The 23,547-nt window shown below is 63.3% G+C and carries 21 protein-coding genes and 1 other RNA gene; 13 read left to right on the top strand and 9 right to left on the bottom strand.

From position 1 onward, the window contains the following. Positions 1–33 precede the first annotated feature (33 nt). Positions 34–2,127 carry a marine proteobacterial sortase target protein gene (locus ED21_RS14180; RefSeq protein ID WP_006834622.1) on the bottom strand — a complete coding sequence of 698 codons (2,094 nt, stop codon included), beginning with the start codon at positions 2,125–2,127 and terminating at the stop codon, positions 34–36. 160 nt (positions 2,128–2,287) lie between these two features. On the opposite strand from ED21_RS14180, the gene ED21_RS14175 reads away from it, so the two are divergent. Beyond that, the gene (locus ED21_RS14175) at positions 2,288–3,034 is read left to right on the top strand and encodes a helix-turn-helix transcriptional regulator (protein WP_006834621.1); all 747 of its coding nucleotides are present in this window, start codon (positions 2,288–2,290) and stop codon (positions 3,032–3,034) included. A 57-nt stretch (positions 3,035–3,091) separates the two neighbouring features. Here the strand turns inward: ED21_RS14175 and rpoH are convergent, their stop codons facing one another. Both rpoH and ED21_RS14165 read right to left on the bottom strand, forming a co-directional pair. Further along, positions 3,092–3,997 (bottom strand): RNA polymerase sigma factor RpoH, encoded by a 906-nt coding sequence (rpoH, locus tag ED21_RS14170; protein WP_198005872.1) that lies wholly within the window; start codon positions 3,995–3,997, stop codon positions 3,092–3,094. A gap of 122 nt (positions 3,998–4,119) precedes the next feature. Next, positions 4,120–5,076: an RluA family pseudouridine synthase gene (locus ED21_RS14165; protein WP_006834619.1), complete on the bottom strand. Its 957-nt coding sequence runs from the start codon at positions 5,074–5,076 to the stop codon at positions 4,120–4,122. Between the two features lie 16 nt (positions 5,077–5,092). Here ED21_RS14165 and ED21_RS14160 point away from each other — a divergent pair, with 16 nt between their 5' ends. From ED21_RS14160 to ED21_RS15715, 7 genes are all read left to right on the top strand, one after another. Further along, complete coding sequence (locus tag ED21_RS14160) at positions 5,093–5,488, top strand: M67 family metallopeptidase (RefSeq protein ID WP_006834618.1); 396 nt, start codon at positions 5,093–5,095, stop codon at positions 5,486–5,488. A 34-nt stretch (positions 5,489–5,522) separates the two neighbouring features. After that, positions 5,523–6,182: a histidine phosphotransferase family protein gene (locus ED21_RS14155; protein WP_006834617.1), complete on the top strand. Its 660-nt coding sequence runs from the start codon at positions 5,523–5,525 to the stop codon at positions 6,180–6,182. Further along, positions 6,179–6,928, top strand: coding sequence for an N-acetylmuramoyl-L-alanine amidase (locus ED21_RS14150; protein WP_006834616.1), 750 nt, complete (start codon positions 6,179–6,181; stop codon positions 6,926–6,928). Before ED21_RS14155 ends, ED21_RS14150 begins: the two co-directional genes overlap by 4 nt. Before the next feature lie 16 nt (positions 6,929–6,944). Then, the gene (locus tag ED21_RS14905) at positions 6,945–7,646 is read left to right on the top strand and encodes a TonB family protein (RefSeq protein ID WP_233995775.1); all 702 of its coding nucleotides are present in this window, start codon (positions 6,945–6,947) and stop codon (positions 7,644–7,646) included. Positions 7,647–7,689: 43 nt separating this feature from the next. Further along, positions 7,690–8,086: RNase P RNA component class A (gene rnpB, locus ED21_RS14910), an RNA gene on the top strand. Positions 8,087–8,155: 69 nt separating this feature from the next. Further along, the gene (locus ED21_RS16020; protein WP_369766096.1) at positions 8,156–9,475 is read left to right on the top strand and encodes an aquaporin; all 1,320 of its coding nucleotides are present in this window, start codon (positions 8,156–8,158) and stop codon (positions 9,473–9,475) included. Between the two features lie 735 nt (positions 9,476–10,210). After that, positions 10,211–10,540 carry a hypothetical protein gene (locus tag ED21_RS15715; protein ID WP_006834613.1) on the top strand — a complete coding sequence of 110 codons (330 nt, stop codon included), beginning with the start codon at positions 10,211–10,213 and terminating at the stop codon, positions 10,538–10,540. Between the two features lie 333 nt (positions 10,541–10,873). On the opposite strand, the gene ED21_RS14125 is transcribed toward ED21_RS15715, so the two are convergent. Both ED21_RS14125 and ED21_RS14120 read right to left on the bottom strand, forming a co-directional pair. Then, positions 10,874–12,184, bottom strand: a complete 1,311-nt coding sequence (locus tag ED21_RS14125; RefSeq protein WP_006834612.1) for a UDP-glucose/GDP-mannose dehydrogenase family protein — start codon at positions 12,182–12,184, stop codon at positions 10,874–10,876. After that, entirely contained in the window at positions 12,185–12,988 is an 804-nt protein-coding gene (locus ED21_RS14120; RefSeq protein ID WP_006834611.1) for a metallophosphoesterase family protein, read from the bottom strand. 269 nt (positions 12,989–13,257) lie between these two features. On the opposite strand from ED21_RS14120, the gene ED21_RS14115 reads away from it, so the two are divergent. Together ED21_RS14115 and ED21_RS14110 are read left to right on the top strand one after the other, a co-directional pair. Beyond that, on the top strand, positions 13,258–14,007 hold the full coding sequence (locus tag ED21_RS14115; protein ID WP_006834610.1) for a TorF family putative porin: 750 nt from the start codon (positions 13,258–13,260) through the stop codon (positions 14,005–14,007). An 82-nt stretch (positions 14,008–14,089) separates the two neighbouring features. Continuing rightward, positions 14,090–14,527, top strand: a complete 438-nt coding sequence (locus ED21_RS14110; RefSeq protein ID WP_006834609.1) for a VOC family protein — start codon at positions 14,090–14,092, stop codon at positions 14,525–14,527. Between the two features lie 25 nt (positions 14,528–14,552). On the opposite strand, the gene nhaA is transcribed toward ED21_RS14110, so the two are convergent. Next, a complete protein-coding gene (gene nhaA / locus ED21_RS14105; RefSeq protein WP_006834608.1) occupies positions 14,553–15,764 on the bottom strand; it encodes a Na+/H+ antiporter NhaA in 1,212 nt (403 codons plus the stop codon). A gap of 158 nt (positions 15,765–15,922) precedes the next feature. Here nhaA and ED21_RS14100 point away from each other — a divergent pair, with 158 nt between their 5' ends. The 3 genes from ED21_RS14100 (at position 15,923) to ED21_RS14090 (ending at position 19,676) form a co-directional block, all read left to right on the top strand. Next, on the top strand, positions 15,923–16,828 hold the full coding sequence (locus ED21_RS14100; protein WP_006834607.1) for a sulfite exporter TauE/SafE family protein: 906 nt from the start codon (positions 15,923–15,925) through the stop codon (positions 16,826–16,828). After that, a complete protein-coding gene (locus tag ED21_RS14095; protein ID WP_006834606.1) occupies positions 16,825–17,574 on the top strand; it encodes a TIGR02186 family protein in 750 nt (249 codons plus the stop codon). Before ED21_RS14100 ends, ED21_RS14095 begins: the two co-directional genes overlap by 4 nt. Positions 17,575–17,675: 101 nt before the next feature. Continuing rightward, positions 17,676–19,676: an ATP-binding protein gene (locus tag ED21_RS14090; protein ID WP_006834605.1), complete on the top strand. Its 2,001-nt coding sequence runs from the start codon at positions 17,676–17,678 to the stop codon at positions 19,674–19,676. On the opposite strand, the gene ED21_RS14085 is transcribed toward ED21_RS14090, so the two are convergent. The 3 genes from ED21_RS14085 to ED21_RS14075 are packed head-to-tail and all read right to left on the bottom strand — an operon-like array spanning position 19,673 to position 23,483. Then, positions 19,673–20,407 (bottom strand): 7-carboxy-7-deazaguanine synthase QueE, encoded by a 735-nt coding sequence (locus ED21_RS14085; protein ID WP_006834604.1) that lies wholly within the window; start codon positions 20,405–20,407, stop codon positions 19,673–19,675. The two genes, ED21_RS14090 and ED21_RS14085, sit on opposite strands and share 4 nt — an antisense overlap. A 3-nt stretch (positions 20,408–20,410) precedes the next feature. After that, entirely contained in the window at positions 20,411–20,770 is a 360-nt protein-coding gene (locus ED21_RS14080; RefSeq protein WP_006834603.1) for a VOC family protein, read from the bottom strand. A gap of 4 nt (positions 20,771–20,774) precedes the next feature. Next, positions 20,775–23,483, bottom strand: coding sequence for a valine--tRNA ligase (locus tag ED21_RS14075; protein ID WP_006834602.1), 2,709 nt, complete (start codon positions 23,481–23,483; stop codon positions 20,775–20,777). Positions 23,484–23,547: the final 64 nt, after the last annotated feature.

The raw sequence follows: 23,547 nt of genomic DNA, 5'->3' as shown, positions 1-23,547 counted from the left end.
CGCGCCCTCCCGCTTCGGGGGAAGCGTTTCCAATCATGCGAACCGCAGCCTGCGCCGCCACAGCAGCAGCAAAAGGCCGACCATCATTAGCGCAAGGCCCTGAAACAGTGCGTTTCGGTAATCGAGCGAGCCTCGCGGCAGGTCGATCTGCTCCTGCTCCACACTTGCCGTGTCGGGCGCAGCGCGACGGGCCGTATTCTGATGACCGAAGAGGTGGTCGAAATCCCAGCCTGCGGGCAGCAGCAACGGCAATTCCTCACGGGTCAGCCGCTGGCCCTCGGGGCGCGAGGGCGTCTCGTCGACCGCGACGAGGCTGGTGAGGTCGGTGACGATGTGGAACGCCATCCCAAGAGCCTCGACCTGCTTGTCCGCTTCCACGCCGTCGATCTGGTAGGACCAGCGCTGCGCCTCGATGTCGGAGATTTTCCGCCGCGCCCAGAGGCGGGCGATCGATGGGCTGTCCTTCGCGCTGTCGAGGTCGAGCGCGATGCGCCAGCGCTTGCCACCGATCAGGCCCGATACCTCAATCTCGCCCTTAAGACTTTCCGTCCGGCCACGCAGGACCAGCGGCTCTCCCGCGTAGAGGTCGGGCAAAACCGCCGGTGTAAGTTCGAGGTCCGAACCTTCGACCCTTACCGAAAGGCCGGTTACGACCGGCTTTGCTAGCCGGTTCAGCATCCGACGCATTTCGCTGACCGCCTCCGCATCCTGCCCGACATGGGTGAAGGTGCCGCGGCCCGCCTCGGCCATGCGCCGCATCAAGTGGCTGTTCGGGGCCGAGCCTATGCCGACCATGAACACGCGGCTGCGGCCGAGCGCGATCGAAATTTCGGACATCATCTCGCGCTCGTTGGAGAGGTTGCCGTCGGTCAGGAAGATGATCTGCCGCAAGCGCTTCCCGTCGGGATCGCGGTCGCGCAGCGCAGCACGAAGCGCGGGCAGCATGTCTGTCCCGCCCTGACCGCGCAGGCTTTCGGCATAGCGGCGCGCCTTGGCGAGGTTGGTGCGATCGGCTGCGACCGCGTCGGGATGGAGCATGGTCATCGAATGGTCGAAGCGGATGATGTTGAAGCGGTCCTCCGGGCGCAGGGTCGAGAGCGCGTAGACCAGGCTCTTGCTCGCCGCCCGCATCGATTCTCCGGACATCGAGCCGCTGTTGTCGATGACGAAGATCAATTCGCGCGGCGGAAGCTTCTCGACCTTTGCGGCCGCGGGCGGCGTGACCGTCGCCATGACGTATTCCTTGCCCTCGTATGCCTGCCGGAACAGCCCGACCGAAGGGGCAGCGTCCGCGGCTCCCCAGCGCAGCACGAAGTCGCGGTTCGCCGGCACCTCGCCCTTGGCAAGCTGGACGCTCGCCGTCCGTGCGGTCCGGGTGACGGCGATGGCGTGATAGGGGCTTGTGATACCGGTCGGTTCGAAACCGGGAGCCAGCGCGACCGAGATCGAGACTGGGTTGAGGCCATCGGCAATTGCGGGATCGGCGACAGGCGCGGTGATCGCTCGCGCGTCCCTGATGCTCGCCTTGCCCGTGATCGTATGTGCAGGGACGTAGCGTGGACCGACGACCAACGGCAGGCGCAGCGAATAGCGGCCCTCGACCTGTTCGATGGGCGCCTGGAATTCGATCTGCACCAGCACGGTTTCGCTCGGACCGATATTGGCGACCGAATTGCGGAACATGTTGGGCCTGTGTTGTTCCACAAGGCCCGCCTTCTTGCCGCTCTCCATCGCCTCTTCGTAGATCTCGCGCGCCTCCTCGCGAGGTTTGATCCGGCCGATGATAATCCGTTCGCCGACCACCATCTTGAGCGTGTCGACCGCGCCATTGTCGGGCAGCGGATAGAGATAGGTGGCCTCCATCCATTCATCCGAGGTGTTGCGGAAGGCCTGAGTCACAATGACGCGGGCGACCTGGCCGGAGACTTTGGCCTTGATGTCGGTGCCCAAGCGCATGGCGGGCACTTGGGCCGTGCTGCCCTTGCCGACGAACATGAGGCCACCTTCGGGAGGCTGCGGCTCTTCGGCGCGGGCGTCCCCTGTCCACAGGAGGCATGCGAAAAACAGGACAATCAGCAGGGCCGAGAGGAACCGTTCGGGGGCGAAAGCGTCAACGATTCGTCTCATGTAAGTCTCCGTTCATCTTGATTCGCCTAAGCGATAGATCGAGGGAACGGCGCACCGCCACGGGATAGATCGGCCAGTTTCGGCCACTCGTGGCAGCCAAATTGAGGACGGGTGCAGCGTTGTGCGGTTTTGTCCGGAACCGTGCGGAAAAGGAGAGAGAATGACACTCGCGGTGACACAGGAAGCCTTCGACGATCACGCAGTCGGTCTGCGGCTGAGGGAAGAGATCGCGCGCCGCCGAATGTCCAGGCAGACGCTGGCCGAAAATGCGCGGCTAAGCCTTTCGACGCTGGAGAAAGCGCTTGCCGGAAGACGGCGCTTTACGCTGGCTACCATCGTGAGACTGGAAGAGGCGCTCGGTTCCTCGTTGCGCGAAACGGACGAGCCGCACCTTCAGGCCCCCATGCTCGCTCCTCCCGAAATGGGATCCTACGCACGACCGGCCGTTGAATGGATCGAGGGCGAATATCTGACGCTGCGTGCCAGTTTCGATCGGCCCGATGCAATATACGCCTATCGCACGCTGATCCGCTGGAGCGAACGCAAGGGCCATCTCGTTTTCGCTGAGAGCGACCGGATCGACGAGAGCTTCGAACAGGCGGGTTTCGTGTCGATGCCGCACCTGAGCGGGCATGCCTATCTGATGACCGGCACCGCAGGGCAATACCGCATGATAGTCCTCGGCCGCGCAACGCATGACGGGCGGATGTACGGACTTCTCACTAGCCTTCAGGTCGGTGTCGGATCGCAGCTTGTACCGGTGTCCTCGCCCGTGGCATTCGTCCCCGCCGACCAGCTTTCAGACCTGGACCCCGGCGTCCATCCGCTCGAGACCGGATCGGGCCGCCTCGCTGCCGATATCCTCGACATTGCCACTTCCGCCGACTTCTGCCGGTTGAAGGTATGAAAAAGGCCCGCGTCGTAATCGACGCGGGCCTCTTCGATTTCATTCAGCTCAAGCGCTTCAGGCCACGCCCGGCAGCAGCCTTTCGCCGGCGATGGCCTTCATCGCCTTCTGCAGCTTTTCGAACGCTCGCACTTCGATCTGGCGGATGCGTTCGCGGCTGACGTTGTAGACCTGGCTCAGTTCCTCGAGCGTCTGCGGGTTTTCCGTCAGCCGGCGTTCGGTGAGGATGTGCTGCTCGCGCTCGTTCAAGGCTTCCATCGCCTCGCCCAGCATTTCGTGGCGCACTTCCTTTTCTTCGGCATCGGCAACGGTCTCGTCCTGCAGCGGACGATCGTCCGTCAGCCAGTCCATCCATTCGCCCGAGCCTTCCTCGCCATTGCGCATCGGCACGTTGAGAGACCCGTCGCCGCCCATCATCATCCGGCGGTTCATGTTGACCACTTCCTGCTCGGGCACGCCGAGATCGGTCGCGATCTTCTGCACATCGTCCGGATGAAGATCGGTGTCCTCATAGGCATCGAGGTTCTTCTTCATGCGGCGCAGGTTGAAGAACAGTTTCTTCTGCGCGGCGGTGGTGCCCATTTTCACGAGCGACCAGCTGCGAAGGATATATTCCTGGATGCTCGCCTTGATCCACCACATCGCATAGGTGGCGAGGCGGAAGCCGCGGTCGGCTTCGAATTTCTTCACGCCCTGCATCAGGCCGACATTGCCTTCGGAAATGAGATCCGAAACGGGCAGGCCGTAGCCGCGATAGCCCATGGCGATTTTCGACACGAGCCGCAGGTGCGAGGTGACGAGCTGCGCAGCCGCTTCGCTGTCGCCATGCTCTTCATAGCGCTTGGCAAGCATGTATTCCTGTTCCTGCGTGAGGATCGGGAATTTCTTGATTTCGGAAAGATAGCGGTTGAGGCTCTGCTCGCCGCCGAGCGCCGGAACGCTCAAACTTCTGGTAGTGTTCACGTAGTCCCTGACCTTTCTTGCGTCGACCTCATGCGCCGAACCCCTAATGGGCATCCGGTCGTTCGGGCCACTTCGTTACGTATAGCGTGCCCACGCGAAAATTGCATCGACTTTCATCGATATCAACGAGCGGTTTCGTCGATGAGTTCCCGCATGAGTTCGCTCATATCGGGGGGCAATTCGGCGCAGAAATCCAAGCTTTCGCCGCTGATAGGATGAATGAATCCGAGCCGGGCCGCGTGCAGCGCCTGGCGCTGGAAATCGAGGCTCTCGAGCGTCGCGCGGAGCGGCTTGGGAGTGCGTCCATAGACAGGGTCCCCTAATAGCGCATGACCGATTGACGCGCAGTGAACGCGGACCTGGTGCGTGCGCCCCGTTTCGAGCCGACATTCGATCAGCGCGGCGTGGTTCAGGCGCCGCACCGTCTCGTAATGCGTGACCGCGTGCTTGCCTCGCGTGCTGTCGTCGGGAAGCACGGCCATCTTCTTGCGATCCCGGTCCGAACGCCCGATGCGGCCCGAAACGGTGCCGCTCGGGGGATTGGGGTGGCCTGCGCATGCGGCGAGATAGCGGCGGGTGATCGAATGGTCGGCGAACTGCTTCGCGAGCCCCTCGTGCGCGGCATCGCTCTTGGCGACGACCAGCAGGCCGGACGTGTCCTTGTCGATCCGGTGGACAATGCCGGGGCGCGCCACGCCGTTGATCCCCGAAAGCCGGCCCGCGCAGTGATGCAGCAGGGCGTTGACCAGCGTTCCGTCGGGATTGCCGGCCGCCGGGTGGACGACCATTCCGGCGGGCTTGTTCACCACCAGAAGGTACGCGTCCTCGAAAACGACATCCAGCGGGATGTCCTGCGCCACCGTCTCCAGCGGCTCTGGCGGGGGTAGGGCAATGAAATAGCGCTCGCCTTCCGCCACCTTCGCGGACGCCGACCTCGCCGCTTTGCCAGCGATCTCCACCACGCCGTCCGCGATCAGGCCCTTCACCCGCTCGCGCGACAAACCGGTCGCGTCCGCCAGCGCCTTGTCGAGACGGCCCGCGCTGGAAAGTGTTCCGGTAAGGACTTCTGCCGAGGACATGCTAGGGCCATGCGCGATGACGCAGGAAGTCTCAAGCCAAGTGTTGGACGCGCTGCTCGCCGCCGCGGCCGGGGCGCATCCGCGCGAGTGCTGCGGTATCCTGTTGGGCGAGGGCGGGGCGATTACCTCCGCCATTCGGACGGACAATATCCATGCCCGGCCGGAAAGCCATTTCGAGATCGACCCGCAGGCGCTGGTCGACGCCTACCGCGCAGCGCGGTCCGGCGGGCCGCAGGTGCTGGGCTACTACCACTCGCATCCCGACGGTCTTGCCCGTCCTTCCGCCACGGATGAGGCCATGGCGACGGGACAAGGGCTTGTCTGGGCGATAATCGCGGCGGGACGCGTCACATTCTGGCGCGAAGGGGATGCGGGATTCACGCCGCTTCCCTATGAGGTCTCCCCCCGCTAGAAGGCGGTAAATTTCGAGTTTCGACAGGAAATACATGGACGACAGTAAATCGATCGACCTTGCGGCAATGCTGTGCTCGCGCCTGTGCCACGACATGCTGAGCCCGGTGGGCGCGCTCAACAACGGGCTCGAGCTGCTCGCGATGGAAGACGACCCCGAGATGCGCAAGAACGTGATCGCGTTGCTCGAACAGAGCGCGACCACCTCCACCAACAAGCTCAAGTTCTTCCGTCTTGCGTTCGGCGCGGCCGGGGGTTTCGGCGACCGTGTGGATGTCCAGGAACCCAGGGCGCTGATCGATGCGCTGGTGGCGGACAAGGACAAGATCGAGATCCACTGGGCAATCGAGGCGGCCAATCTTGCCAAGCCGGCGGTCAAGGTCCTCCTGAACTTCGCTCAGATCGCCATCGATGCGCTGGTGCGCGGCGGCACGCTCGATATCGGGGCGGAAGTGCGTGACGGCAATTGCGAGATCGTGGTCCGCGCCACGGGCACCAAGGTCGCGTTCGACGACAACATCGGCAAGGCCATAGACGGCAGCCTGCCGCATTCCGAACTCTCCAGCCGCACCGCAGCCGCGCATATGATCCACCTGCTCGCCGAAGGGTCGGGCGGAGGGCTCCAGTATGCGCGTACCGACGAGACGCTGGTGCTGGGCGCGGTCCTGCCCGAAGCGGAAGGGCTGATCGGATGAGCTCGGATTTCGGCGAACTGGGTGCGGGGCTTCCCGAAGCAAAGGACGAGCTGGTCGACCGCAAGATCCTCTCGCCCAACCATGATGAGCGCAAGCTGCCGATCACCATGGTGGTGATCCATTACACCGAGATGGAGGACAAGGGCTTCGCCATCGAGCGGCTGTGCGATCCCGAAGCCAAGGTTTCCGCCAATTACCTGATAGGCAAGGGCGGCGAAGTCGTTCGCCTCGTGCCCGAGGAAAAGCGCGCCTGGCACGCGGGCGTGTCCTACTGGCGCGGCATCAAGGATGTGAACTCGGCCAGCATCGGCATCGAGCTCGATCATCCGGGCCACAAATACGGCTATTGCGAATTTCCGGACGCGCAGTTCGAAGCGCTGGTCCCGCTGGTAGCGCGCATGGTCAAGCAATACGACATCCCTCGCGCCAATGTGGTCGGCCATTCGGACGTCGCGCCTGCGCGCAAGATCGATCCGGGCGAGCTCTTCCCCTGGGACCGCCTCGCCGAATACGGCCTGTGCCTGCCGCGCCCGACCAAGCTCGAACGCGGCGATCCCTTCGATAACGACGCGAGTTTCTACCTCGCCCTCGAACGCTTCGGCTACGACATTTCCGATGGGCACAAGGCGGTCGAGGCCTTCCAGCGCCGCTGGCGCCCGGAAAAGATCGACGGCGTGATCGACGGCCAGGTCCGCGCGATCCTGTTCCAGCTTTTGCTGGACCGCGACCGGGGACACGCACGATAGAGGGACAAGAATGATTTTGACCAGGGTCGCCGCTATTGCGGGAATTCTGGTCGCAAGTCTTACGCCTGCTTATGCGCAGGATGAAAGCCGAGCGCGCGGGGCCATGCCGAAGGATATCGTGGCATGGGCGCGCCAAATACAGCAGGACTATCCTGCTGCAGCGCTGCGAAATGCGGAGCAAGGCATCGTGATCATGCGGATCGTGATTGGCTCCGATGGTCGGGTCCGATCCTGCGAGGTGACGCAAACCAGCGAATCCGAGGCTCTCGACCAAGCCGCATGCCGCGGGATGGTCGATTACGCCCGCTACGAACCTGCACGCGATCATTCGGGCAAGCCGATTGCCGATAGCACGACGCAGTCGGTTCGCTATATCCTGCCTGACGGCGACGGCATGGCGCGAAGCTTTATGCCGCCATTGCCTATCGAAATGGACAGGTGGCGCGAACTCGCTTTCGATGCAGAGTTCGAAACGAGAATGCGGGAAAGTGGCAACGGCACGGCCTTGTATGCCCTCACGATCGATCCCGAAGGAAATGTGTCGGGTTGCGGCGTAATGCAGTCAAGCGGCAGTAGCGAGCTCGACAATGGAGTTTGCAGATCGCTATTCAAAAACGCGGAGTTCCATCCTTCTTGGGTGCACAAGGAGTCGGTGAACGGGTTCTTCGCGGTTCCTTATCCCTCGTACGAAGCGCTGCGGACCGTCCGATCGCAATAGAACCGCTTGGCAATGAGAGGGATGGCGCTTATCTCCCCACCCGCCAGGGGGCCGGGCAGCCGCGTGATTTCGATTGCGAGGAAAGTCCGGGCTCCACGAAACAAGGGTGGCGGGTAACGCCCGCCGTGGGCAACCACAGGGAAAGTGCCACAGAGAGCATACCGCCGATGGCCCGTTCACGGGATCAGGCAAGGGTGAAAGGGTGCGGTAAGAGCGCACCGGGGCTTCGGTAACGCGGTCCGCATGGCAAACCCCACCCGGAGCAAGGCCGAATAGGGGCGGCGCGCTGGCAACAGCAGGTGCGTTTCGCATCGACCGCCCGGGTTGGCTGCTCGAGCCCTGGAGCAATCCAGGGCCCAGACGAATGGCTGCCGCCGCGCGGCTGGTGTGGAAGCATACCGCGTGCGGAACAGAACCCGGCTTACAGGCCCCCTGGCACTTTTCTTTCGCGTGTAACCTTGGCAAGCGAACGCGCGCTCGAGGCGCGACGAAAAAGGCACAGGCCAAAGGTGACACGCAGGCTTGCCGCAGAGGCGATCGGGAGCTTCTTCCTCTTCGCCGGCATCGTCGGTTCGGGGATCATGGGCGAGGCGCTGGCAGGTGGGAACACCGCCGTTGCGCTGCTGGCCAATTCGGTGGCGACCGGCGCGATCCTCGCCGTGCTCATAGCCATGCTCGGGCCGCTGTCGGGCGCGCATTTCAACCCGGCGGTGACGCTCGCTTTTCTCATCCGCCGCGAGATCGCCTTGCCCGAGGCAGCGGGTTTCGTCCTGATGCAGATCGGCGGCGGCATCCTCGGCGTCTGGGCGGCGCACTTCATGTTCGACATGCCCGTATGGCAATTGTCGGAGAATGCGCGCACCGGGAGCGGCCAATGGCTGGGCGAGGGAATCGCCACCTTTGGCCTCCTCTTCACCATCCTCGGCACGCTGAAGGTGGCGAAAGCGTGGGTTCCCGCCAGCGTCGCTGTGTGGCTGGCTCTATCGGGACCCCGCCGAAAGACGCGCTTAGGGGAACTGGCGCGGGGCCGGGCGATTGGCTCTGGTATGACAAGCACCACGCCGCGCTCCGCCTTCCAGCGCCTCGCCATTATCCTTGCCGTCGTCGTCCAGATCGGCGCGACCTTCCTGCCGCAACTGGGTTATGGCGAGCCGATTGGCGACCGCTCGGATAGCGTGCGCACACTCATCACGCCGGCGGGCTGGGCTTTCGCCATCTGGGGGCCGCTGTTCTTCGGCAGCGCGTTTTATGCAATCTGGCAGGCGCTTCCCGCGCAGCGCGACAATGTCTTGCTCGCGCAGATCGGCTGGCCATCAGTGCTGGCGCTGTCGATGCAGGGCGTGTGGGCAATCTACACGCAGTTCGCCAATCTGACGGTGATTTCCGCGCTGATCATCGTGACTTCGCTCGCCGCGCTGCTGGTCATCCTGCACCGGCTGGTGGCGTTCGAGCGGCCCTTTAGCCTTGCCGAGCGCACCATCGTCGCGATCACCTTCAGCGCGCTCGCCGCATGGCTCACCGCGGCGAGCATCGTCAATATCAGCGCCAGCATCGTGTACCACGGGGTGGGCGGATCGGGGCAGTTCCCGATGATCACCGCGATGATCGTCGCCGTCGGCGGCGTGATCGCAGCTGTGGCCGTCGCGCGCAGCCGCGGCAATCCGTGGTATGCACTGGTTTTTGCCTGGGCGCTCTTCGCCATCTATATGCGAGGCGGACAGGAGAACGGTGCCATCGCGCTGGCTACGCTGGTCGCTGGGTTGCTGGTGCTCGGCGCCGTCGTGGTGGCCCTTAAGGCTAAGGCCAACCGCCATCACTGGTTCGGCTGAAGGCCTTTCAGTAAGGTCGTAGCTGGCGGGGGGGGCGCGGGTGATTGTGATACGCTTGGGCGAAATTGCGACATCGTCTCGCTTCCCGATGCGGTATTCGATTTCCGGTAGAACCACGATCGTGCGTTTTCCTGCTGTCGCACCGACATCCAATTCCGTGAGCCTAGGACGCCAGTAGCGCTGAAAACCCCGCATTGCAGCTTGCACCAGAACTGGTTCGGCCGCCTTCAGAACTTGCAGCGCAACAAAGGTGCCATTCTTATCATAGAAGGCCCCGATGCGCACTGAACCGCCGTGGCCTCTTCGAAAGGCGCTGACCGGATAATCTTCCACAATCCGCTGGGCGGCGCGCATATCCATCGGAGCAAGGTCGGCGCTCTCCATCCATCGATAGTTCACAGGGCGATCGATGAATAAGTCGAATGCTGGACTATGGCGGGCGGCCGGATCGCCCCAGACCAGCCGCGTCAATGCATCTTTGCGGAGCTTCTCATCCTCGCTTGTCAGCCGGCTCTGCGAGATGCGTGTCCACAGGCTGCGCGCCTGCAGGTTTTCTACGTCGCTTAGGCTGTTGTCGACATAGGGCGACCATCTTTTCAGCAGTTCGGCGGCGGTTTCGTAATCGGGCGCAGCGTAACGCGGATCGGTAATTGCGGCGGCGGCACGCAGGCGCGGACCAAGGCCAGGCATCTGCAGAGCCAGATCGCGCGCTCTCGTGATGTCGAACAGGGGCGAATGGCGATCCAGCAGGATGTCGAAAACCATGTAGTCTCGCATGGGGTTGCCAGCCGGTTGGGTGACAGCAAACGCCCAGTTTTCGGGTTGGACCAGCGCTTTGCGAGCCTGAGGCTCTTCCCATCCTTGCGGTGGAACGGAATAGTATCGACCTGGGCTGCAAATGCCTCTCGAGTAGCGCGAATTCGTCAGCCAATCGCGCAGCGCAATATCGAGCAAGCGCTGGGGAGGAACGTCTTCGAGTTGCGAGACCAGCCGCAGGAGGTGGGCCGCCGGCGCGCCGACAATATGATCCGCCAGCGGGGAGCCTGCCTGTTTGTCGAGCGCTAGGATTGCCTCGCGGCTTTCTTCCGGGCATTCATCCGACGCGCTCGACAGTTCCCACGCGACATCGACAAGCTTGTTGAAGGCTTCGGCCCGTGACGCTTTTGCCGCAAGGTCACGGGCCTGCTGCGCCAGCGCCTTGCAGTCGGTTTCGCTGTCGGTTTCGATTATGATGACCGCAGTGGGCGAGCAGGCGAGCGCGATCTGCGGCAGGGCGAGCGCGCCTGCCGCGAGGGTCAGCAGCCCATTCCTCAATCTTTGCGCTGCGCCCCTATCCATTCCGCCAGACTGCGCAAGCTTGCGCCAGTTTGCAAGCCTGTGCCGGTATGGGAGGCAACCTCAGCCCCGGCCGATGCTCGTATATTCGAATCCTGCCGCCCGCATGTCGTCCGGGCGGTAGATATTGCGCAGGTCGACGAGGACCGGCGCCTTGGCGAGGTCCTTGACGCGTTTCAGGTCGAGCGCGCGGAAGACGTCCCATTCTGTGACGATCGCGACGACATCGGCCCCTTCGATAGCGGCATAGGGATCATCCACCATGGCAACATCCGGCATCAGCGGGCGGGCCAGTTCCATGCCTTCGGGATCGTAGGCCGCAACCTCCGCACCCGCATCGGTCAGCGTCTGCGCCACCGCAATGGCCGGGCTGTCGCGCATGTCGTCGGTGTTGGGCTTGAAGGTCAGGCCAAGGAGCGCGACCTTCTTGCCGCGCGCCTTGTCCGCACCGCCCAGCGCGTCGAGCACCTTCCGGCCCATGGCGCGCTTGCGGCTCTCGTTGACCTTCACCACCGCCTCGACGATGCGGGTCGGGCTGTCGTAATCCTCGGCCGTCTTGAGCAGCGCCAGCGTGTCCTTGGGGAAGCACGAGCCGCCATAGCCAGGACCGGCGTGGAGGAACTTCGATCCGATGCGGTTGTCCATGCCGATGCCGCGGCTGACATCCTGCACATTCGCACCGACCTTTTCGCACAGGTCCGCTATCTCGTTGATGAAGGTGATCTTCGTCGCGAGGAAAGCGTTGGCGGCGTATTTGATCAGTTCGCTGGTGCGACGACCGGTGAAAAGGATCGGGGATTCGTTGAGGAACAACGGGCGGTAAACCGCGCTCATGACCTCGCGGCCGAACTCGTCCTCGGCGCCGATCACGATGCGGTCAGGGCGTTTGAAATCGCCGATGGCCGCGCCTTCGCGCAGGAACTCGGGGTTCGAGACGACGGAGAACTTGTGGGTCGTGCCGCTGTCCTTGAGGATGCGCTCGACTTCGTCGCCCGTGCCTACGGGAACAGTCGACTTGGTCACGACGACCGCGTCATTGGCAAGGTTCGCGCCGATCTCCTCGGCCACGGCATAGACGAAGGAGAGGTCGGCATGGCCATCGCCGCGGCGGCTTGGCGTGCCGACGGCGATGAAGATCGCGTCCGCGCCCTTGATGCCCTCGGCAAGGCTGGTGGTGAAAGTGAGGCGCCCGGCAGCGACGTTCGATCCGACAAGCTCGGCAAGCCCCGGCTCGTAGATCGGCATGATGCCATCGTGCAGGCGATCGATCTTCGACTGGTCCTTGTCGATGCAGACCACGTCGTGACCGAAATCGGCGAAACAGGCGCCAGACACCAGGCCGACATAGCCCGAACCCACCATTGCAATCTTCATCTACGCGTCTCTCTTTTCAATTGCCACGGCGCCATCGTCGCTGGCGATGGCCTGTATCGTGCGGCGGCGGATGTTTTCAAGCACGAGTGCGGTCAGGCGCCCGGTTCGAAAGGCCCCGGTATCGATACCGATACGGTGTTCACGGTGTTCCATGTCCTCGAAGATCGTGTGGCCGTGTACGACCACGTGGCTGAGCGGCTCCTCGTGCTTCAGGAAGCGGTCGCGGATCCAGCGCAGGTCGGATTGCTTTTGGTCATCCAGCGGCCGCTTCGGATTGATACCCGCATGGGCGAAGACATAGTCGCCAGCAATGATGATGTCCTCGAAGGAAGCGAGGAACTCGCGGTGCTTTTGCGGCACGGCGGCCTTCATCGCCTCCTGCAACTCGCCCATTTTCATCTTGTTGTAAGTCTTTCGGTCGATGCCGTAACTCAGCACCGTTTCGCGCCCGCCATGCTTGAGGAAATGGCGCAAGACCTCGCGATCCTCGAAGCTCTGGAGGAACATCTCCTCGTGGTTGCCGGCGAGGTAGCGCACCTTGCGCTCCTTGCCCCACTTGCGCGCCAGCGTAACCACCCCGCGGCTGTCGGGACCCCGGTCGACAAGGTCGCCGAGGAACAGGACCGTGGTCTCGGCCTCGCCCAGCGCGGCGTCGTCTTCCTCGATCGCGAGCTTGAGCGCCTCAAGCAGATCGCGGCGGCCGTGTATGTCGCCGATCACATACCAGCGCTCGCCTTCGGGCACGCGTGTCGACCGTTCGGCGGTCTGGCCTGCGGAGAAAATACGGCGGATGGAATCGAACATCTGGGCGATAGGGCTTTCAGGGGGTTGCGAGCGCTTAGGCGAAGGCGCGGCAAGCGGCAAGCCACACGCGCCCAAGCGGCGCCCTTCGCAGTTGCACAATAGTCACGCTTTTTGCTGCGATAGCGAATGCATTATGGAGCGATCTTGCGTCGATCATTCGAATCGTGCACCTTTATTTCGATTTCGACCGAGGAGCCCTTCGATAAAGCGGGACCCGGCGAAAACGCAGGTGGGACGAAGCACCAATCCGAACCAACAGGAGTTCGAACATGCTAACGTCCTTTCGCGGCAAGCTTGCCGTCTCGCTCGCCGCGCTCGCGGCCAGCCTCGCCGCTCCGTCCATGGCCCAGGCCCAGGATGACGACAGCGGTGTTTCCGTTTCCGCCAACGCTGCCCTGACCACCGATTACCGCTTCCGCGGCGTCTCGCTTTCGGGCGGCGATCCGGCCATTCAGGGCGGGGTCGATGTTGCCCATGACAGCGGTTTCTACGTGGGCACCTGGGCGTCCTCGATCGACGGCGGCCCCGACTTCGGCGAGCTCGAACTCGATATTTATGGCGGCTGGTCGGGCAATGTCGCGGAAGGCGTCACGGTCGATGTCGGCCTGCTCTATTACGCCTATCCTTCCGGCGATACCGGCGCCGATACCGACTATTGGGAGCCCTATGCCTCGGTCGGGTTCAACCTCGGTCCGGCAGAAGCCACCGTGGGTGCAGCCTACGCTTTCGAGCAGGATTCGCTCAGCGGGGACGACAATCTTTATCTCTACACCGATCTCGGACTTTCCGTGCCAAACACGCCGGTCTCGCTCTCGGCGCATCTTGGGTACACCGACGGCGCGCTTGCTCCGCCGCTCCTCGCCGGCGCGGCCGACGACACCGGTCTCGACTGGTCGCTTGGCGCGAGCGTGTCTTCGGGGATCCTCGAAGTCGGCGTGGCCTATGTCGGGGTCGAAGGCCCCGCGATCGACGGGTTCACGGACGACACCATCGTCGCGACGATCACCGCCAGTTTCTAGAGAATTCACTGGCGCTGTACCAAGGGGCGTGCCGCAAGGTGCGCCCCTTTTCTTTGCGCTCCGGCTCCCTACCTGCAGGCGCATGACCCATTACCTGCACACCATGATCCGCGTCGCCGACCCCGATGCGGCCGTCGCCTTCTTCAAGCTCATCGGCCTTGAGGAAATCCGCCGCAAGGAAAGCGAGAAGGGGCGCTTCACGCTCATCTTCCTTGCCGCGCCGGGTCAGGAGGACGTCGCCGAACTGGAACTGACCTACAATTGGCCGCCCGAGGACGGCAGCGCGCCGGAAACCTATGACGGCGGGCGTAACTTCGGCCACCTCGCCTACCGCGTCGACGATATCTACGCGACCTGCCAGCGGCTTATGGAAGCAGGCCACACGATCAACCGCCCGCCGCGCGACGGGCACATGGCCTTCGTGCGCTCCCCCGACGGGATCTCCGTCGAACTGTTGCAGGATGGCTATCTCGACCCGCAGGAACCCTGGGCGAGCATGGAGAACACCGGCAGCTGGTAAGCGGATCGCCGGGGCGACAGCGCGCTCAGTCCACGTAGGGCGAGCGCGCGTCGTCCGGATGGTCGGTCGACAGGCGCAGCACTACGAAGCCGAGGATAGCCGAAAGCAGCGAGCCGCCCAGGATGCCGATCTTGGCCTCGTTGATAAGCAACTCCTGCCCGGCAAAGGCCAGGCCGCTGATAAACAGCGACATCGTGAAGCCGATCCCGCACAGGATCGAGACACCCCAGATTTCCTGCCAGCTCGCGTTGTCCGGACGCGGTGCGAAGCCGGACTTGTCGGCCAGCCAGATGCCGGAGAAAATCCCCACCTGCTTGCCGAGGAAGAGACCGGCCGCAATCGCCAGCGGCAGCGGGGCGAGGACACCCTCGATGCCAATTCCGGCAAGCGGCACACCGGCGTTGGCAAAGCCGAACACTGGCACGATCAGGTAGGCGCTCCACGGAGCAAGGCTGTGTTCCATCGTCTCGACCATGGTCTCGTCGTCCTTGCCCACCATCGGGATGGTCAGCGCGGCGGCGACGCCTGCAATGGTCGCGTGTATGCCACTGAACAGCACGAATACCCACAGCACGAGCGCCATGAGGATGAAGGGCCAGTAGCGGCTAACGCCCATGCGGTTCATCGCCAGCATGACGATTAACACGACCGCCGACGCGGCGAGCCACATCAGTTTGATTTCTTCGGTGTAGAAGGCCGCGATCACGGCGACAGCGCCGATATCGTCGACGATGGCCACCGTCAGCAGGAAAAGGCGGAGCGAGGCGGGGCAGCGGTTGCCGAGCAGGCCGAGAACGCCCATCGCGAAAGCAATGTCGGTCGCTGCCGGGATCGCCCAGCCGCGCATCAGTTCGGCATCGCCGCCGACCACACCGACATAGAAGAGGGCAGGTACCGCCATTCCGGCGACCGCGGCCAAGATCGGCAGCTTGCGCTGTTGCGCAGTGCTCAATTGCCCTTCGATCCATTCGCGCTTCACTTCGAGCCCGACGACGAAAAAGAAAATCGCCATCAACCCGTCGTTGATCCACAGATGCAGGTCGTAAAGCTTGGGAATCGGGGTCCAGGGCAGCTTGCCGTAAAACAGTTGCTGGTATTCGTCCGCGAAAGGCGAATTGGCCGCGACCATGGCGGCGATCGCCACGAGGATGAGCAGGATGCCGGCCGAAGCATCGCTGACGAATAGCGCGCGGACGGGGGCAAAAACGAGGCGGAAGGCAGATGGGCGTTCGGTCATGTCGGCTGCGCTCTTTTTCGCAAAGCCAAGCGCGTTGCAAGTGCCGATGCATAGTTTCCCGAGGTTTGGAGCGCGCAAGACCCTGGTTCTTGCATCGGCGGAAGCATTTGCGCGAACGGCCGCTTTTATGTGAACACGTTCCGCGATAGAGGCGGTCCATGGACGTCTACCTGCCCATCGCCAATTTGTCGGTGAACGGATTGTGGATCGTGGCGCTGGGTGCGCTCACGGGCGTCCTGTCGGGTCTTTTCGGCGTGGGTGGCGGGTTCCTGACCACGCCGCTGCTCATTTTCTACGGGATTCCGCCCACCGTCGCCGCCGCCTCGGCCTCGACGCAGGTCACGGGCGCCAGCGTTTCGGGCGTGCTTGCGCATAGCAGGCGCAAGGGTGTGGATTATCGCATGGGGACGGTGATGGTCGGCGGGGGCATCATCGGGGCGGGGATCGGGGCTTTGCTGTTCCGCTTCTTCCGTTCGATCGGCCAGATCGACGTGGTCATCAACTCGCTCTACGTCGTCCTTCTCGGCTCCATCGGCATTCTGATGGCGAAGGAATCGCTTCAATTGCTTCGCGGGACCGGGGGCAAGCAGGCGGCGCGCCGGAGGCACCACCCGCTGGTTGCTAACCTTCCGTGGCGCTGGCGCTTCTATGGTTCGGGGCTCTACATCTCGCCGCTCGCGCCGGCCATCGTCGGTGTCGCGGTGGGTATTCTGACTATGCTGATGGGGGTGGGCGGCGGCTTCATCCTCGTTCCCGCCATGCTCTACATACTGGGAATGAGCGCGAATGTCGTGGTCGGTACCAGCCTCTACAACATCCTCTTCGTCACCATCGCGACCACCATCATGCATTCGCTAACGACGCGCGCGGTCGATATCGTGTTGGTCGGCCTGCTTTTGATCGGTTCGGTGACCGGCGCCCAGTTCGGTTCGCAGCTTGCGGTGAGGGCCAAGCCGGAAGTGCTGCGCCTCGTGCTTGCCGCGATCGTGCTCGCCATCGCGTTCCGCATGCTGCTCGGCCTGTTCTACCAGCCCGACGAAATTTACACGGTGTATCCGCTGTGAGGGCGCTGCTGATCCTCTTTGCGGCCTTCTTCCTGATGGGCCAGCGCGATCCGGTGCTGGTGCCCGAAGTCTCGCAACACGAAGTGCAGGTGCGTCAGGGTTTTACAGGGACCGAACTGCTGCTGTTCGGCGCGGTCCTCGATCCCAGCGGCCGGGCCGGGCAGGGCTACGACATCGTGGTTGTGCTGAAGGGGCCGGCCGAGCCGATCCGCCTGCGCGAAAAGGAGCGCTTCCTCGGCATCTGGGCCAATGCAGGCAGCACCGATTTTCGTTCGGTGCCGAGCTTTTTCGCCGTCGCCTCCTCGCGGCCGATCGAGCGGATCGTCGACCAGAAAACCGCCGCGATCTACGAATTCGGCCTACGCTACATCCAACTTTCCCCAAGCGGCAGCTTCGATCCGGACGAACAATTGCGATTCGCCGAAGGGCTGGTCGATCTCAAACAGCGGCAGGGCCTCTACAAGGAAGACATGCGCGGCGTGCAGATCACCGGCAATGTCCTTTACCAGGCGCGTATCGAGCTGCCATCCAACGTCACCACCGGCACCTATACCGCCGAAACCTTCGCGGTGACGCAGGGGCGGGTGATCGCCTCTGCCGTTGCCGAGGTGGATGTGCGCAAGGTCGGCATGGAGCGCCGGGTGGAGTATTTCTCCCAGGATTACGGCTTGCTCTACGGTCTGATGGCGGTGCTAATTTCGGTCCTGATGGGCTGGGGGGCGGGCCGTCTCTTCGCACGGCTCTGAGAGCGTCCTCACCGACTATCGTTGACCCGATCTTAACCCTTCTTCGTCCATTAGGCTTCGCGACCAATAGTCTGCGATTTGCGAAGGGCCAGGGCTTTACGATGAACACTTTCGGCAACGGTAATTTCGGCAGCCACGATCCGTCTCGCCAGATGGAAGCCGAGCAGCCCGAGGGCCGCAGCAATTCCCTGCGCGACCGTATCCGTCGTTCGGCCGAGGGCGAACAGGCGCAGGCCGGGGCCGTCTCGCGTTCGGGTTACGTGCACCGGCCGCAGGTCGAGCCTCAGCCCGAGGCGCCGCAGCCGCAACCGGACGCCGAAGCGCAGCCCGGCTTCCAGCCCGATCCGGAACCTGCCCAGCCGCAGGTCGAAGCCGAAGCACCGCTTGCACAGCCCGAGCCGTCCGCTCTCAAGTTGGGTGAAGCCCCGCCGCGTCCTTCCGATCTCGCGCCCAAGGCGGCCCCCGAGCCGGAGTCCGAGCCGGAAGAAGACGTTCCGGCCAGCGACAACGCGCTCCAGCCCATCGGCGTAGTGCTCGAAATCGCCGGTTCCGGCTCGATGATCGCCATCGATACCCAGCGCCTGACCGAATGCGCCGATGACGACGATCCCTCGATCGCCATGGCCGGCCAGGTCGGTTCGCAGATCAAGATCCGCGTCGGCAACAGCTGGCTGCTCGCCAGCGTGCGCAACCAGAAACAGGATCGCAGGGCAGGCAGCATCCTCGCCAATATCGACTTCCTCGGCGAGGGGGTCGAGGAGAAGCTGACCGGCAAGCTGCACGGTTTCCGCCGCGGTGTGACGCGCTATCCGGTGCCGGGCGCGATGGTCTATCCGGCTTCAACGCCCGATCTCAAGCAGGTCTATGCCTCGGACGGCCGCAGCGCGGTCACTATCGGCAAGGTCTATCCCACCAAGGATATCCGCGCCGGCGTCTATGTCGACGCCATGCTTGGCAAGCACTTCGCGCTGCTGGGATCGACCGGTACGGGTAAATCGACCAGCGCCGCGCTGATCCTCCACCGCATTTGCGAGGCCGCGCCCGAAGGCCATATCGTCATGATCGACCCGCATGGCGAATATTCGGCGGCCTTCCGCACGACGGGTGTCATCCTCGACGTCTCCAACCTACAGATGCCGTACTGGATCATGAATTTCGAAGAGCATTGCGAGGTCATCCTGACCAGCAATGGCAATGAACGGCAGGTCGATGCCGACATCCTCGCCAAGTGCCTGCTTAAGGCGCGCAGCAAAAGCAAGCTTGCCCAGACCATGGGCAAGATTACCGTCGATTCGCCGATTCCTTATTTGCTGTCCGATCTCTCCAACGAGATCCAGGACCAGATGGGCAAGCTCGACAAGGCGACCAATTCCGCGCCCTACATGCGCATCAAGAACAAGCTGGACGAGCTGAAGAGCGACCCGCGCTACCAGTTCATGTTCTCGGGCATGCTGGTGGCCGACACGATGGCCGACTTCATCTCGAAGATTTTCCGCATGCCGTCGAACGGCAAGCCGATCTCGATCATCGACGTCTCGGGTGTGCCTTCGGATATTACCGCGACCGTGGTGGCGGTGCTCAGCCGCCTCGTGTTCGACTTCGCGATCTGGGGCCGCGACGAGAAGACCACGCCGATCCTGCTGGTCTGCGAGGAAGCCCACCGCTACGTACCCAATGAGAAGAACGCCGACGGCAATTCGGTCGGCACGATCCTCGGCCGTATCGCCAAGGAAGGTCGTAAATACGGTATCTCGCTGGGCCTCATCACTCAGCGTCCCTCCGACCTTGCCGAAGGCGTGCTGTCGCAGTGCGGTACGATCATCTCGATGCGTCTCAACAACGACCGCGACCAGGAATTCGTCCGCGCGGCCATGCCCGAAGGTGCGCGCGGTTTCCTCGATGCGATCCCCGCGCTGCGCAACCGCGAGTGCATCATCTGCGGCGAGGGTGTCGCCATCCCGATCCGGGTGAGCTTCGACAACCTCGAGGAAATCAAGCGCCCGGCCTCGGAAGACCCGAGCTTCGTCGAACTGTGGAACAAGCCCGGCGGCGAGGAGGACATCGTCCTGCGCACCGTCCAGCGGTGGCGTTCGCAGGGTTAAGTCCCGCGCGTATCGCCGAACAGGTGGATATGCAGACGGTCGCTCATGCGAAAGCCATGTTTCAGGCATAGCTCGGCGAGCCACTTCTCACGGGCCCGCAACGTCTCGCTGTCCGTACCCTCGGGCATCAGAAAGACGTGTCCGGACCTGAAGCGGTAGCGGTCGCGCAGGGCCAGCACTTCATCCACGTCCGAAGGATCGGCGATTACGAACTTGAAAAAGGCACGCGGGTCGGTGGCGTAGGCGTCGAGACGTTCGGGCAGCAGGGCGAGGTCGGCGGGATTGCCGCTATGCGCCAGTTTCGGACTGACGTTGAACTGGTCGATCCGGATATCGAGCCGGGGCGGGGCCTTGGTGGTTCCGTTGGTCTCGATCTCCACCGAGATATCGGGAAGCAAATCGAGCAGTTTGGCCAGCGCCTGGGCCTGTAACAGCGGCTCGCCGCCGGTGATGACGAGCCGGTCCTGCCCCAGCTGTGTAATGCGCGCGGCGACTTCTTCCTCGTCGAGCGTGACCTGGTTGGCCTTGCGCTCGAAGGTCACGCCGTCGCGGTGCGGGCGGTTGTCGCCCTCGAAATGCCAGGTGTAAGCGGTGTCGCACCAGACGCAGGCAAGGTTGCAGCGCGACAGCCGCATGAAGGCGACCGGGCGCCCCACGCTCGGCCCTTCACCCTGCACCGAAGCGAAGATTTCCGGTCCGCCGGTGTCATCGGTGGCGAGAACTAGGGGCATGACCTAGCCGTAGACAGTCACTTCGATGCGCATCCCGTCGGGGTCGCGGAAGAAGGTGGCCGTTTCGCCGTCAAAATACTGCTTGTCGGGCACTTCGAACCCGGCCCTTGCCATCCCGTCGCGGACTGCATCGAGCGCGGCTTCGTCGGGCGCCGTAAAGCCGAGATGGTTTAGGCCGGGAGCGTAGCGTTCGTAGTCCGAGGTGGCCGGTTTGGCCTGTTTGAGATCGACGCTCAGGCCATCGTCGCTCGACCACACGTGGTTGCGGGTCTTGCTGAAGCCGATGAGGCCAAGCAAGGCGTCGTACCAGGGTAGGCTCGCTTCGAGCGAACGCACCAGAACAACCATGTGATCGAGCTTCATGGCTTTAACCTAGGCGTGCGAGCGCGCCCTTCAAGCGGTCGATCTCGGCCACGTGGTGCGCGTGGTCGGCGCGGGCCTTCTCGACTGCTTCGGGCTTGGCGCGTTCGACGAAGTTGGCGTTGCCGAGGCGGCCTTCCAGCGATTTGGCTCCCTTGGTCGAGGCTTCCATCGCCTTGGTCAGGCGCGCCTTCTCCGCCTCGATGTCGATCACGCCCTCGAGCGGGACGATGAAAGCGTCTTCGCCTGCAGCCACCTGCATCGCCGCGCCGCCGGGCGCTTCGGCGAAGTGGACCGGCGTGAGGCGCGCGAGGCGTTCGATGGCGGCGGCGTTCTCTTCGACGACCTTGCGGCCCAGCGCCGACGGGGCGGGGCAATAGGCCTCGAGCTTTGCGCCCGGCGCGATGCCGAGCTCGTTCTTCGCCGTGCGGATCGCGCTGGTGAGGGCGATGAGCCAGTCGATCTCCGCCGTTGCCTTGGCATCGACCTCGGCCTTAGGCTCGGGCCACTTGGCGGTGATCAACGGATAGTCCGGACGGTCTCCCTGCTTCGACCACAGCTCCTCGGTGATGAAAGGCATGAAGGGGTGCAGCATGACGAGGATCTGGTCGAGCGCCCAGCCGGCAACCGCTTTGGTTTCCTCGTCGAAATTGCCCTTGATGAGCTCGATATACCAGTCGCAGAACCGGTCCCACACGAAGTGGTATATGGTGTTTGCGGCGGCATCGAAGCGCAAATCGGCCATGGCGGCGTCGAGCGCTTCCTTGGTTTCGACCACGTCGCCGATGATCCACTTGTTGACCGCCTGCGTGGCTTTCGGAGCCGCAATGCTGGTGCTTGCGCCGATGCCGTTCGATTGGCAGAAGCGCGTGGCGTTCCAGAGCTTGGTTGCGAAGTTGCGATAGCCCTCGACGCGGCGCTCATCCATCTTGATGTCGCGGCCCTGGCTTTCCATTGCCGACATGAAGAAGCGCAGCGCGTCGGCGCCGTACTGGTCGATGAGGCCGAGCGGGTCGACGACATTGCCCTTGGACTTGGACATCTTCGCCCCGTCGGCGGCACGCACCAGCCCGTGGAGGTAAAGCCGCGGCCACGGTGCCTTGCCCGTCAGGTGCATGCCCTGCATCATCATGCGCGCATCCCAGAAGAACAGGATGTCGAAGCCGGAAATCAGCAGGTCGTTGGGATAGTGCTTGTCTAGCAGGTCGGTCTTGTCCGGCCAGCCGAGCGTGGCGAAGGGCCAGAGCGCGGAAGAGAACCACGTGTCGAGCACGTCGGCATCGCGCGTGAGGGCGACGCCGTCACCGGCCTGCGCCTGCGCCTCGTCCTCGGTCATGGCGACGTAGGCCTTGCCTTCGGCATCGTACCACGCCGGAATGCGGTGACCCCACCAGAGCTGGCGCGACACACACCAGGGCTGGATGTTCTCCATCCAGTTGAAGAAGGTCTTCTCCCAGCTCTTCGGGACGATCTCGATCGTGCCGTCCTTCACCGCCTCGATGGGGGCTTTGGCAAGCTTTTCGGCATCGACATACCACTGGTCGGTCAGCCAAGGTTCGATCACCACGCCGCCGCGGTCGCCGAAGGGCGTCGCGATGGTGCGCGGTTCGGCGTCGTGGAGGACTTCGTTGCCTTCCTTGTCCTTGGTCACGTGCGGGATGAGGAAGCCAAGCTCCTTCATGCGCGCCACAACCAGTTCGCGCGCGCCGTCGACACCGTCCCGCTTGAAGCGGTGCAGGCCAAGGAATTCTTCCGGCACCAGCCCGTCGGCGGTTTGGCAGACATTGCCTTCCGCATCGAGCATGTTGAGCATCTCTGCAGGAGCGAAGCCGGCGCGCTTGCCCACGTCGAAGTCGTTGAAGTCGTGACCCGGCGTGATCTTCACGCAGCCCGAGCCCAGTTCGGGATCGGCGTGCTCGTCGGCCACGACCTTGAAGCGGCGGCCGGTGATCGGCTGGAGGATGTCCTTGCCCACGACCGATTTGTAACGCTCGTCATCGGGGTGCACCGCCACGGCCATATCGGCCAGCATGGTCTCGGGGCGCGTGGTGGCGACCACGAGATAGTCCTTGCCTTCCGCCGTCGTCACACCGTCCGCGAGCGGATATTTGAAATGCCAGAAGCCACCCTTCACGTCCTGCGTTTCGACTTCGAGGTCCGAAATCGCCGTCTTGAGCTTCGGGTCCCAGTTCACCAGCCGCTTGTCGCGATAGATCAGGCCATCATTGTAAAGGTCAACGAAGGTCGTGAGCACGGCGTTCGAGAAATGCTCGTCCATCGTGAACTGTTCGCGCGACCAGTCCATCGAGCAGCCGAGGCGGCGCAGCTGACGCGTGATCGTGCCGCCGCTTTCTTCTTTCCATTCCCAGACCTTGCCGACGAAATCCTCGCGGGAATAATTCGTGCGCTTGTCCTGCTTCGCTTCCATCTGCCGTTCGACCACCATCTGCGTGGCGATGCCCGCGTGATCGGTGCCCACCACCCACAAGGCGTCCTTGCCGCGCAGGCGCTCGTAGCGGATCACCACGTCCTGCAGCGTGTTGTCGAGCGCATGACCGATGTGCAGCGACCCCGTGACGTTCGGCGGCGGGTTCACGATGGTGAAGGGCTCGGCGCCTTTCCGTTCCGGACGGAAGAGGCCGTTTTCCTCCCAATGCGTGTACCAGCGCTGCTCGATTTCGGCGGGGTCGAAGGTCTTGGATAGCTCGGTGCTCATGGCAAATGCCCATGCCAGCCGATTTTGTGCGATGCAACGCCGTAGGGGGTTCGAAGTGATACGC

The sequence above is a fragment of the Erythrobacter sp. SD-21 genome, assembly GCF_000181515.1.
GTDB lineage: Bacteria > Pseudomonadota > Alphaproteobacteria > Sphingomonadales > Sphingomonadaceae > Qipengyuania.
This window is presented reverse-complemented; position numbering and strand designations above follow the sequence as displayed.

Bases quoted from the DNA above. Each gene is read 5' to 3' on its own strand.
- ED21_RS14120 (WP_006834611.1), bottom strand. From the start codon at position 12,988: ATGTTCGATTCCATCCGCCGTATTTTCTCCGCAGGCCAGACCGCCGAA.
- ED21_RS14155 (WP_006834617.1), top strand. From the start codon at position 5,523: ATGGACGACAGTAAATCGATCGACCTTGCGGCAATGCTGTGCTCGCGC.
- ED21_RS14090 (WP_006834605.1), top strand. From the start codon at position 17,676: ATGAACACTTTCGGCAACGGTAATTTCGGCAGCCACGATCCGTCTCGC.
- ED21_RS14125 (WP_006834612.1), bottom strand. From the start codon at position 12,184: ATGAAGATTGCAATGGTGGGTTCGGGCTATGTCGGCCTGGTGTCTGGC.
- ED21_RS15715 (WP_006834613.1), top strand. From the start codon at position 10,211: ATGGCGATCCAGCAGGATGTCGAAAACCATGTAGTCTCGCATGGGGTT.
- ED21_RS14165 (WP_006834619.1), bottom strand. From the start codon at position 5,076: ATGTCCTCGGCAGAAGTCCTTACCGGAACACTTTCCAGCGCGGGCCGT.
- ED21_RS14180 (WP_006834622.1), bottom strand. From the start codon at position 2,127: ATGAGACGAATCGTTGACGCTTTCGCCCCCGAACGGTTCCTCTCGGCC.
- nhaA (WP_006834608.1), bottom strand. From the start codon at position 15,764: ATGACCGAACGCCCATCTGCCTTCCGCCTCGTTTTTGCCCCCGTCCGC.
- ED21_RS14080 (WP_006834603.1), bottom strand. From the start codon at position 20,770: ATGAAGCTCGATCACATGGTTGTTCTGGTGCGTTCGCTCGAAGCGAGC.
- ED21_RS14075 (WP_006834602.1), bottom strand. From the start codon at position 23,483: ATGAGCACCGAGCTATCCAAGACCTTCGACCCCGCCGAAATCGAGCAG.
- ED21_RS14160 (WP_006834618.1), top strand. From the start codon at position 5,093: ATGACGCAGGAAGTCTCAAGCCAAGTGTTGGACGCGCTGCTCGCCGCC.
- ED21_RS14115 (WP_006834610.1), top strand. From the start codon at position 13,258: ATGCTAACGTCCTTTCGCGGCAAGCTTGCCGTCTCGCTCGCCGCGCTC.
- ED21_RS14150 (WP_006834616.1), top strand. From the start codon at position 6,179: ATGAGCTCGGATTTCGGCGAACTGGGTGCGGGGCTTCCCGAAGCAAAG.
- ED21_RS14110 (WP_006834609.1), top strand. From the start codon at position 14,090: ATGACCCATTACCTGCACACCATGATCCGCGTCGCCGACCCCGATGCG.
- ED21_RS14085 (WP_006834604.1), bottom strand. From the start codon at position 20,407: ATGCCCCTAGTTCTCGCCACCGATGACACCGGCGGACCGGAAATCTTC.
- ED21_RS14175 (WP_006834621.1), top strand. From the start codon at position 2,288: ATGACACTCGCGGTGACACAGGAAGCCTTCGACGATCACGCAGTCGGT.
- ED21_RS14100 (WP_006834607.1), top strand. From the start codon at position 15,923: ATGGACGTCTACCTGCCCATCGCCAATTTGTCGGTGAACGGATTGTGG.